The organism is Amycolatopsis kentuckyensis, assembly GCF_002155975.1.
Lineage (GTDB): Bacteria > Actinomycetota > Actinomycetes > Mycobacteriales > Pseudonocardiaceae > Amycolatopsis > Amycolatopsis kentuckyensis.
The window spans coordinates 1-10,241 of the sequence record NZ_MUMI01000398.1; the positions used below are offsets into that span (position 1 = coordinate 1).

The 10,241-nt window shown below is 72.2% G+C and carries 9 protein-coding genes; 4 read left to right on the top strand and 5 right to left on the bottom strand.

What is annotated here, in order from left to right; all coding sequences use genetic code 11:
- Positions 1 to 432 precede the first annotated feature (432 nt).
- On the top strand, positions 433 to 1,839 hold the full coding sequence (locus CCN39_RS33200) for an allophanate hydrolase-related protein (protein WP_086848735.1): 1,407 nt from the start codon (positions 433 to 435) through the stop codon (positions 1,837 to 1,839).
- On the opposite strand, the gene CCN39_RS33205 is transcribed toward CCN39_RS33200, so the two are convergent.
- The 5 genes from CCN39_RS33205 to CCN39_RS33225 form a co-directional block, all read right to left on the bottom strand.
- Positions 1,811 to 2,842 (bottom strand): quinone-dependent dihydroorotate dehydrogenase, encoded by a 1,032-nt coding sequence (locus CCN39_RS33205; RefSeq protein WP_086848738.1) that lies wholly within the window; start codon positions 2,840 to 2,842, stop codon positions 1,811 to 1,813. The two genes, CCN39_RS33200 and CCN39_RS33205, sit on opposite strands and share 29 nt — an antisense overlap.
- A gap of 65 nt (positions 2,843 to 2,907) precedes the next feature.
- Positions 2,908 to 3,468 (bottom strand): GNAT family N-acetyltransferase, encoded by a 561-nt coding sequence (locus tag CCN39_RS33210; RefSeq protein ID WP_086848740.1) that lies wholly within the window; start codon positions 3,466 to 3,468, stop codon positions 2,908 to 2,910.
- Between the two features lie 367 nt (positions 3,469 to 3,835).
- Positions 3,836 to 4,882, bottom strand: coding sequence for an adenosine deaminase (gene add, locus CCN39_RS33215; RefSeq protein WP_086848742.1), 1,047 nt, complete (start codon positions 4,880 to 4,882; stop codon positions 3,836 to 3,838).
- Between the two features lie 127 nt (positions 4,883 to 5,009).
- A complete protein-coding gene (locus tag CCN39_RS33220; RefSeq protein WP_086848743.1) occupies positions 5,010 to 5,819 on the bottom strand; it encodes a DNA-formamidopyrimidine glycosylase family protein in 810 nt (269 codons plus the stop codon).
- A gap of 3 nt (positions 5,820 to 5,822) precedes the next feature.
- The gene (locus CCN39_RS33225) at positions 5,823 to 6,725 is read right to left on the bottom strand and encodes a ParA family protein (RefSeq protein WP_086848749.1); all 903 of its coding nucleotides are present in this window, start codon (positions 6,723 to 6,725) and stop codon (positions 5,823 to 5,825) included.
- A gap of 106 nt (positions 6,726 to 6,831) precedes the next feature.
- Between CCN39_RS33225 and CCN39_RS33230 the strand changes: the two genes are divergently transcribed.
- The 3 genes from CCN39_RS33230 to CCN39_RS33240 all read left to right on the top strand — a co-directional run bounded on the left by CCN39_RS33230 (position 6,832) and on the right by CCN39_RS33240 (position 9,642).
- Complete coding sequence (locus CCN39_RS33230; RefSeq protein ID WP_086848745.1) at positions 6,832 to 7,557, top strand: methyltransferase domain-containing protein; 726 nt, start codon at positions 6,832 to 6,834, stop codon at positions 7,555 to 7,557.
- A gap of 209 nt (positions 7,558 to 7,766) precedes the next feature.
- On the top strand, positions 7,767 to 8,987 hold the full coding sequence (dinB, locus tag CCN39_RS33235) for a DNA polymerase IV (protein ID WP_086848748.1): 1,221 nt from the start codon (positions 7,767 to 7,769) through the stop codon (positions 8,985 to 8,987).
- A 250-nt stretch (positions 8,988 to 9,237) separates the two neighbouring features.
- Positions 9,238 to 9,642 (top strand): SCO2097 family morphological protein, encoded by a 405-nt coding sequence (locus CCN39_RS33240; protein WP_043785186.1) that lies wholly within the window; start codon positions 9,238 to 9,240, stop codon positions 9,640 to 9,642.
- Positions 9,643 to 10,241: the final 599 nt, after the last annotated feature.

Consider the following 10,241-nt stretch of genomic DNA (forward strand, 5'->3'; position numbering starts at 1 on the left):
GTCGACCCTCCAATCACGCGAGTTGACCTTCTGATCACGCGAGTTCCGGCCTCAATCACGCGAGTTCCGGGCTCGGTCACGGGAGTTCCGGGCTCAGTCACGCCAGTTTCGGGCTCGGTCACGCGGAATTGGGGTTTGCTGGGCCATTGGGATCTGAAACTCGGCCGTTCGGGTGCCGCCAACCGGGGGATGCGGCTGGTCGTCACGGCGCGTGCGTGATCGTGCGTTTCACCCCGGCGTCGCCCCCTGTTCACCTTCCGGGGCCGAAACCCGCGCGTAATCGGAAACTGGTGGCTACGGAAACGTCCGCGCCTTAACGTTTCTGTCATGCATGAAGAGGTGTCACTCGCCGGGAGGCCCGCCGTGCACTGAGGATCGCCGGCGCCGACCGTACACAGTGGACTTTCTGGACCGCCGAGGAAAGGACGCCCCGTGAACACGCTCCCGCCGGACCCGGACCCCGTGCCGATCACCCCGCCCACCGCCTCCCAGCGCGTCATCGCGGCCTTCGAACGCCTCACCGAGGCCGGCCGCCCCGAACTCTGGACCACCCTCCGCGCCGTCGAAGACGTCCTCGTCGACGCCAAGGCCGTCGACGAACGCGTCAAGGCCGGTGAAGACCTGCCGCTGGCCGGCACGGTCGTCGCCGTCCAGGACCTGATCGACGTCGCCGGGCAGCCGTCCGGCCACGGCGTTCCGGAAACCAGCGCCGCGGTCGTCACCCGGCTGACCGCCGCCGGCGCCGTCGTGCTCGGCAAGACCGGCGCCGCCATGATCTCCGGCGCCTGGGACCGCACGAAGGCCGGTGGCAACGGCGCCGCGGTCGCCGTCGCGCTCGGCGTCGTCGACCTGGCGCTGAGCACCGGGGGCGCCGTCCCGGCGGCGCTGAACGCCGTCGCCGCGGTGAAGCCCACGCGCGGCCTGCTGCCCGCCGCCGACAACGTCTCCGTGTACGCGAAGGGCCTGGTCACGGCCCATCGCGCTCTCACCCTGATGACCGGCGGCGACCGCGCCTGGCCCGCCGACGTCCGCCTCGGCGCCGGCGAGCACCCGCGGATCGCCTACCCCGTCGGCCTTCCCCTCGGCGAGGCGGCGAGCCTGGCGCTCGAGGCCGTCGTCGCCCGGCTGACCGCGGCGGGCGCCGTGCTCACCCCGATCTCCGTGCCCGAGCGGGGTTTCGACGACTTCGACGCCCTCCTCCTGCCGACCGTGCCGGAGCAGCCGGGGATCACCGAAGCGCTGGCCGACCCGGCCGGCGTGGGCCACCGCCTGACCTCCTGCACGGCCTTCGCGAACCTCCTCGACGTGGCCGCGGTGTCCGTCCCGGTGCTGCCGGGCGACCGCCGTCCGTTCGGCGTCACCTTCCTGACGCGGGCGTTCGAAGACCAGATCGCCCTCGACCTGGCCACCGTCTGCACGGACGAGCCGATGACGCCCTACCCGGAGCCGGGGGAGGACGTCGTCGTGTTCGGCGCGCACCTGCGCGGCCAGCCGCTCAACGCCGACCTCACCGCGCTCGGCGCCCGCTTCACCGGACCGGTCCGGACCACCGAGGCCTACCGGATGGTGCTCCTGGACACCGAACCGCCGCAGCCGGGCGTCCTCGAGGGCACCGCCAGCCTCGACGGCGAGCGCTGGCGGCTGTCCCCGGCCGCGTTCGAGCGGTTCGCCACCACGCTGAAGGAGCCCTTCGTGCTCGACCGCGTCGTGCTCGACGACGGCACCGCACCCCTGGCCGTCCGCTGCCTGACGGCGGAGGGACCCGGTCTGGACCGCTACGAGTCCTGGCGCGGTTACGTGCGCTTCGCGTCTACCGCCGGGCCGCGAGACCCCGGCTGACCCGGCGCACCAACCCCGGCCCGTGCAGCGCGAAGCCCGTGTAGAGCTGCACGAGCGACGCGCCGGCGTCGACGAGCCGGACCGCGTCGTCCGGGCCCATGATCCCGCCGACGCCGATGATCGGCAGGCTCCCGCCGGTGTGGTCGTGCACGAACCGCACGACCTCGGCCGCGCGGGTGGTCAGCGGCCGGCCGGACAGTCCTCCCGCCTGTCCGGCCAGTCCGCTTTCCGCGGGCGCGATGCCCTCGCGCGACAGCGTCGTGTTCGTGGCGATGATCCCGGCGACGCCGTGGTCGAGCGCGACCTCCAGCAGCTCGGCCAGCGCGTCGTCGGTCAGGTCGGGCGCGACCTTCACCAGCACCGGCACCGGCGACCCGCCGCCGGCGAGCTCGGCCGACGTCGAACGCAGCTCGCCGAGCAGTTCGGCGAGCGCGGTGCGGTCCTGCAGCTGCCGCAGCCCCGGTGTGTTCGGCGAGCTGACGTTGATCGCGAAGTAGTCCGCGTACGGGTGCAGCGCGCGCAGCGAGAACCGGTAGTCCTCGACGGCGTCTTCGAGCGGCGTCACCTTCGACTTGCCGATGCTGATCCCCAGCGGGACGCCCGGTTTCCCGTCGCGGGCGAGCTTGGCCGCGAGCGCTTCGGCGCCGTCGTTGTTGAAGCCCATGCGGTTGATCACCGCGTCGCTCGCGGGCAGGCTGAACAGCCGCGGCTTCGGGTTGCCCGGCTGGGCCAGCCGCGTCACGGTGCCGACTTCGACGAACCCGAAGCCCAGCGCGGCCCACGCGGGCAGCGCGCGGCCGTTCTTGTCCATCCCGGCGGCGAGGCCGACGCGGTTGGGGAAGCGCAGGCCCAGCACGGTCACCGGGTCGTCGACGCGGAGAACGCCGCTGGGGGCGAGCTTGCCGAGCCGGGCCAGGACGCCGATCGTGCGCTCGTGCACCAGTTCGGGGTCGCGGGAGGACAGCCGGTACAGCGCCGGGCGGACGATCTTGTCGAAGAACACGCCCCTATGCTGCCAAATCGCCCGCCAGGCGCGACCCGAGCGTCACGCGGGAGTGAAGGCCGCCACTAATCGCGGTCCTTCCACTCGTCCTCGAGCATCGCGTAGATGAGCTCGTCGGTCCACTCGCCCTTGACGATCTCGTTCTCCCTGAGGTGCGCTTCGCGGCGCATGCCGAGACGTTCCATCAACGCGGCGGACGCGGTGTTCCGGCCGTCGCAGCGGCCGATGATGCGGTGCAGCCCCAGGTCTTCGAAGCCCAGCCGCAGCAGCTCGGTGGCCGCCTCGGCGGCGAGGCCCTTGCCGTGGTGGTCCGGGTGGAAGACGAACCCGACCTCGCCCTGGCGGTGTTCGCTGCTCAGCCACTCCAGGTTCAGGTCGCCGATCAGCTGGCCGGTCGCGGCCAGTTCGACCGCCACGGCCAGGAACTGGCCTTCCTTCGTCAACGTCGAGCTGTGGACCCGTTTCGCGAGCGCCGCGGCCGACTCGGCGCGGCTGCGCGGACCCCAGTACAGGTAGCGGGCGACATCGGCGCGGGACTGGAAGGAGTTCAGCGCGTCGAGGTCCCCGGGCGTGAACGGACGCAGGATCAGCCGGGCCGTGGTGATCGGGTAGTCGGGCCTGAGCATGCATCCAGGCTAGCGAGCGTCAGCCGTCCGGGGGACGGAACGGCGAACTGCTGATCGCCGGACGGTCGTCCTGCTACGCCGGGTGGCATGACCTGCACGAATGAGCGAAATAAAGGGGCCCCTGGGGGTGCTCTCGGACGCCGTCAAACGTCCGAGCCCGAGCCGGACTGGTGCTCGGGAACCCCGGGGGCACGGTGACTGCCTGGTATTCGCTATCAGGCACCACGTGAAGCAGGCGATGAGCCGAAGGTGGCTCGGTTGTATCGCTGCTCAAAGTCCTCCACGTACCATCCGCTAGCGGACAGTCACCTCACGAGTCCTGTTGGAATACAACTTAGGACCACCTCCTTTCTCGTGTACTGCCACGCTAGGTGAAGTCCGCGGTGCTGTGCAACGTCATTTCGGTGATCTCGTTCCGCAGGACGGCTTTCCGCTGCTCGCCGAGGAAGGAGGCGTCGACGGCGTTCTCCGCGAGGCGGGCCAGTTCCGCCGCGGTGAGGCCCAGCGCCTCGGCGACGGCGACGTACTCGCCGGTGAGCGTGGCGCCGAACATCGGCGGGTCGTCGGTGCTGAGCGTGACGACGACGCCGTGGTCCAGCATCCGCCGCACCGGGTGCGCGGCGATGTCCGCGACCTGGCCGGTCCGCACGTTCGACGTCGGGCACACTTCGAGCGGGATCCGGTGCGTCGCAAGGTGTTCGAGCAGGGCCGGATCGGCCGCGCAGCTGGTGCCGTGGCCGATCCGCTCCGCGCCGAGGTCGTGCAGCGCGGACCAGATGGTCGCCGGGCCGGTGGTCTCGCCGGCGTGCGGGACGCTGTGCAGCCCGGCTTCCCGCGCCCGCGTGAAGTACGGCTCGAACTGCGCCCGCCCGACGCCGAGCTCCGGGCCGCCGAGGCCGAACGACACCAGGCCGCCGGGGCGTTCGCGCAACGCGAACACGAGTGTCTCCAGCCCGGCCCGGATGCCCTTTTCGCCCGGAATGTCGAAGCACCAGGCCAGTTCCACGCCCCGTTCGGCGGCGTGGGCCCGGCCGGTTTCCAGCCCGGCCAGCAGGTCGTCGCCGGACATGCCGTCGAGCAGGTGGTTGTACGGCGTCACGGTGACTTCGGCGTAGCGGCAGTTGTGCGCGGCGAGATCCGCCGCCAGGCCCGTGACGAGGGTGTGGATGTCGTGGCGGTCGCGCACGAGCGAGGTGACCGCGAGGTACACGGTGAGGAAGTGGGCGAAGTCGCGGAAGGTGAAGAACTCCGCGAGCTCGCGCTCGTCGGTGGGAACGCCGGCGGCGGGGCGGCGCCGGGCCAGCTCCAGCACGGTTGGCAGGCTCGCCGAGCCGACCAGGTGGACGTGCAGTTCGACCTTGGGCAGGGCGTGCGCGAACGCGCGCAGCGCCGGCCCGGAGAGGATTGCGGGCATGACGAAGCTCCCTGTGGTGTTCGAGGAAGGTGACGGAAGGCGCGCGCGGGCGACTCAGGGAGCGAGGTCGCCGCGTTCGGTGTCGGCCCCGTAGAGCGGGAGCTTGAACGTCGTCACGTGCGCCAGCTTACTGCGCCGGGTACGGGCCTGCCTGGTCCTTCGGGCAGAACCAGGTCGGCCGCCGCTGGACGTCGTGGCCCTGCGTGCGGACCAGGAGCTTGCCGCCGCAGCGGAAGCAGCCCTGGCGGGTGCGCTCGTACACCCAGTTCTTGCGGTTGCGGTCGAGGTGGCCGGTGGTGCTCTGGTCGAATCGCCCGGCGAGGGCGTTGGCCAGCAACAGCTTGCGGGCCAGCGCGACCGTGCGCTCGGCGTCCACTTCGGACATCGGCGTCCACGGCGTCACCCCGAGCAGGAACGCGATTTCGCACTTGTAGAGGTTCCCGACGCCGGCCATCACGCGCTGGTCGAGCAGGGCGAGGCCGAGCTCGCGCGCCGGGGCGGCGGTCAGGTTCGCGATCGCCCGCTTCCGGTGCTCGTCCGTCCACTTCGGATCCAGCAGGTCCGGGCCGAGGTGGGCGACGAGGTCGTGTTCCTTGCTCGTGGCCACGAGTTTCAGGTCGTGGACGCGGAACCCGATCACCTGGACGTCGGCCGCGGTGAGGAGCACGCGCGCGTGGTGGCCGGGGCGCCGCCACTTCGCGCCGGCCGGGTAGACGTCCCACATCCCGTCCATCATCAGGTGCGAGTGCAGGGTCAGGTCGCCGGAGAAGCGGGTGAACAGGTGCTTGCCGACCGTTCCGACGCCGAGCACCTCGCGGCCGGACAGGTCCACGGTGGCCAGTTGCGGCACCCGGAATTCCCCGCGCAGCAACGTCTTCCCCGCCATCGCGTCGGCGAAGCGCTTGGCGACCAGGAAGACGGTGTCACCTTCGGGCACGGCTCACCCCGCGGATTCGGACACTTCGGCCGGGGTGTCGGGGGCTTCGGGCGTCTCCGGGGCCGGGCCCTCGGGCCAGTCGGGGCCTTCCGGCTCCTCGCCGGCGATGCGGTGCCGGCCCGCCCGGTTCGATCGCAGGATCTTCGCCAGCACCATGTTGAACGTCAGCGCGATCTCCTGGGCGCCCGGCGAGTGCCATTCGTGGATCGGGCTGCACGCGCCCTGGGCCTGCTGCACCGCGAGCCGGTCGGTGATCGCCGTCGGCATCACCAGCGAGCCGAAGTTCTCGCGCAGCTCGGCGATCCGGAACTGGTGCTCGTAGGAGCGCACGCGCAGCTTGTTCACCAGGACGCCGATCGGGCGCAGGTCGGGGTTGAGCTCCTTGCGGATCTTCTCGATCGCCTCCAGGGCGCGGGAGGCCCCGGCGACGGCGTACATCGTGGGCTCGGTCACGATCAGCGCGCTGTCCGCGGCGACCAGCGCCGACTTCGTCAGGCGGCCCAGCGACGGCGGGCAGTCGAGGATCACCAGCTCGTACGGGGTTTCGCGCAGCGACGTGCGGTGCAGCTCGTCCAGCGCGCGCGAGAAGTTCGCCAGGCGCTCGCTGTCGGCGTCCGGGTCGTTGAGCAGCTCCAGCTCTTCGGTGCCGACGAGCACGTCGACGTCCTCGCTCCAGACGCTCGGCGCGATCGCGCGTTCCAGCATCTCGCGGGTGGGGTTCTCGAGCACGTCGGCGAGGGTGGCGTCGGTGTAGGGCGGGTCGAGCGACGTGGTCGCGTTGCCCTGCGGGTCCAGGTCGACCACCAGCGTCCGCGTGCCCCTACGCAAGGCGGCGGACGCGATACCGAGAGCGACCGTCGTCTTGCCGACGCCTCCCTTGAGGCTGAGTACGGCGACCGTGTGCACGTTCACCAGCCTACGGGTGCGGGCGGAAGGTGCCGCCGGGCAAGGGCCGTTCACTCGAAGGGAGGAGGCCGGGAGGCGGGCGGCGGTGGGCACTACCCTGTGCGACATGAAGACGGAGACCGTGGCCGCCCGGGGTTCGGGTGCCGTCCGCCGGGTGCTCGAGGCCGAGATCGAGGCCGCTCGCGCCCGGGGCGCCGAGCACCCCCGCGTCGTCGACGTGGGTGGTGGCAGCGGCGGCTGGGCGGTGCCGTTCGCGGCGGCGGGCTGCCGGGTGACGGTCGTCGAGCCGAGCCCGAACGCACTGGCCACGCTCCAGCGGCGCGCCGAGGAGGAGGGCGTCTCCGAGCTGATCACGGTGATCGCGGACGACTCCGACGCGCTCGGCCGGCACGTCGAGGCCGGCTCGGCCGACCTCGTGCTGGCGCACGGGCTGCTGGAGATCGTCGACGACCCGGCCGCGGTGCTGGCGGCGCTGGCCACGGCGGTCGCGCCGGGTGGCGCGGTGTCGGTGCTGGTCGCGAACCGGCACGCGGCGGCGTTCCACCGGGCGCTCGCGGGCCGGGTGGGCGAGGCGCGGCAGCTGCTCGAGAGCGCCGACGGGATCGCCCCGGGCGACACGGTGCTGCGGCGCTTCTCCGCCGACGGCCTGCGTGCCGACCTGGAGGCCGCCGGCCTCGCAGTGACACTGCTGCAGGGCGACCGGGTGATCGCCGACCTGGTCACCGGCGACGTCCGGGACGACGAACTCGCGGCGTTCGAACGGGCGGCCGCGGGGACGCCGGCGCTGCGGGACATCGCGGGCCGGCTGCACGCGGTGGCGCGCCCGGTCTGACCCTTTCCGGCGGGTTCCGCCGTCGCGTCCCCGGTGATCCGAAACTGTCGGTGACATCCGGGGCTCCGCCACCCGAGCCCCCGCAAAATGTCGGTGACATCCGGGGCTCCGCCCCAGGTCGGGGGCTCCGCCACCCGCGCCCCCGCAAAATGTCGGTGGTGGCCGGTAGCGTCCTCGGCGTGGGACGAAATGCCGAGTTGCCGGGCGGGATGGGCCGGTTCCGCGTCCGGCCGGGTGAGCCGGTGCCGGACGACACCGGGTGCGGGCTGCTGCACGTCGACATGGACGCGTTCTTCGTGTCGGTCGAGCTGCGGACCCGGCCCGAGCTGGCGGATCGGCCGGTCGTGGTGTCCGGGGGCGGGCCGCGGGCGGTCGTGGCGGCGGCGAACTACCCGGCGCGGAAGTTCGGCGTGCGCTCGGCCATGCCGTTCTCGACGGCGAAGCGGCTGTGCCCGCAGCTGATCAACATCCCGCCGACGTCGGGGCTGTACGGCTCGGTGTCCCGCGGGGTGATGGGCATCTTCCGCGAACTGACGCCGCTGGTCGAGCCGCTCAGCCTGGACGAGGCGTTCCTGGACGTCAGCGGGGCGCTGCGGCGGCTGGGCGCCACGCCGGCTTCGCTGGGGGCGGAGATCCGCACGCGGGTCGCGGCCGAGCACGGGATCACCTGCTCGGTGGGGGTGGCGAAGGTCAAGTTCGTCGCGAAGCTGGCGTCGGGGATGGCGAAGCCGGACGGGATGGTCGTGGTGCCGGCGGCGGAGACGCTGGCGTTCCTGCACCCGCTGCCGGTGTCGGCGCTGTGGGGCGTCGGCGCGCGGACCGAGGAGCACCTGCGGCGCCTGGGCCTGGCCACGATCGCCGACGTCGCCGCGTTCCCGCCGGAGCGGCTGAAGAAGTCGCTGGGCGTGGCGGTCGGCGAGCACCTGTACCGGCTCGCGCACGGGGTGGACGAGCGGTCGGTGGTGGTCGACTCGCCGGAGAAGTCGATCGGCGCGGAGCACACCTTCGACGTCGACCTGCACGATCGCGCTGCGCTCGGGCTCGAGCTGCTGCGGTTGTCTTCGCGCGTGGGGGCGACGTTGCGGGAGCGGGGCGTGCGCGGCCGGACGGTCTCGATCAAGGTGCGGTTCGCGGACTTCCGGACGATCACCCGGGCCCGCACGCTGGTCTCGGCGACGGACGTGGCGCGCGAGATCCACGCGGTGGCCGTGGCGCTGCTCACCGAGCACGCGCCGACGGGGGCGGTGCGGCTGATCGGCGTCCGCGTCGAGGGGCTGGACACCGGGGAGGCGGGGGAGCAGCTGGTGTTCGACTCACCGGCCCCGCGCTGGCGGGACGCGGAGGTGGCGGCGGACGTCGCGCGGTCGAAGTTCGGCTCGGCCGCGGTACGGCCGGCGTCGCTGCTGGGGCCGCGGGAGCACGGAGGGTGATCTTGGGCTCGGTGACGTTCCCCCACAACGGCGGGTGGGCGGCAAAACGGTCACGATCGGCCACGGTGACGGTCCGCAACGCCCCTCGGGCGGGATTTAGCCCAATTCGATCCCTTCTGGATGCGGGATCGGGTAGTCGTGCGGGCGCGGGCCTCGTATCCTGGACAGTGCCACCCCGCCTGGGGTTGGCTGTTGGGTCCAGGACGTTGCGCGGCCCGGCGCCCGCGACAGCTGTGCCGGAGGAGGAAAGATGCCACTCTCCGAGCATGAGCAGCGGCTGCTCGATCAGATCGAGCGCGAGCTCTATGCCGAGGACCCCAAGTTCGCATCCACGGTGCGTGGCACCCGGTTGCGGCGCCCCGCTCGCCGACGGCGTATTCAGGGCATCGCCCTGTTCGTAGTGGGCGTGGCCCTGCTGGTGCTGGGCGTGGTGGTGCCGCAGTTCCGGGTGGCCGACATCCCGCTGATCAGCGTGCTCGGGTTCCTCGTGATGTTCTTCGGAGTCATGATGGCCGTCACATCGATTCGGCACGGCGCCGACGGAGACGGCAAGGGCGGTGGACCGGGTGCCCGCGGTGGGAAGCCATCGGGTCGCCGGAGTTCCTTCACCCAGAGGATGGAGGAGCGCTTCCGCCAGCGCTTCGAGGAGCAGTAGCGCCGCAAGACGACGAGATCCGCGTCCTTCCGTCAGGGGGGACGCGGATCTTCTTGTGTGCTCAACCCGGGCGGTTCAGGCCCGCGACGTGCGGTGACAGTGGGTGACCCCCACACGGGTGACCCGGCCTATGGCGTCGCGGGTGGCCCGGTCGGCGGCTTCGCGAGTGACCCAGCCGGTGGCTTCGCGGGTGACCCGGCCTATGGCATCGCGGGTGACCCCGTCCGCGGCTTCGATCCGGGCAGCGCCTCCCGTCCCGCGACTTCGCGGGTGGCCCGGCCGGCGGTGTCGCGGGTGGCCCGGCCCGCGGCTTCGATCCGGCAGCCCTCCCCTCCCGCGTGATCGCCCACTCCGCGCCGGCTCGCTCGCCGACCTCCGCAATCACCTCGCCCGCACGGCGGCTTCCCAGCCCGCGATCGAGGCCGCTGCTTCCGAGCCGCGCGATCGAGCCCCGAGTCCCGCAAGCAGACCCCGCGCCGCCGCTCACGTGATCAGCGACGGGACTCGTGTGATTGAGGCCGGAACTCGCGTGATCAGCCACGGGATCCGCGTGATTGAGCCCGGAACTCGCGTGATCAGCGACGGGACTCGCGTGATTG

What these genes read in the sequence shown, in the direction of transcription:
- add (WP_086848742.1), bottom strand. Translation starts at nt 4,882, where the DNA reads ATGCCCGCAATCCTCTCCGGGCCGGCGCTGCGCGCGTTCGCGCACGCC.
- CCN39_RS33230 (WP_086848745.1), top strand. Translation starts at nt 6,832, where the DNA reads ATGAAGACGGAGACCGTGGCCGCCCGGGGTTCGGGTGCCGTCCGCCGG.
- CCN39_RS33210 (WP_086848740.1), bottom strand. Translation starts at nt 3,468, where the DNA reads ATGCTCAGGCCCGACTACCCGATCACCACGGCCCGGCTGATCCTGCGT.
- CCN39_RS33240 (WP_043785186.1), top strand. Translation starts at nt 9,238, where the DNA reads ATGCCACTCTCCGAGCATGAGCAGCGGCTGCTCGATCAGATCGAGCGC.
- dinB (WP_086848748.1), top strand. Translation starts at nt 7,767, where the DNA reads ATGGGCCGGTTCCGCGTCCGGCCGGGTGAGCCGGTGCCGGACGACACC.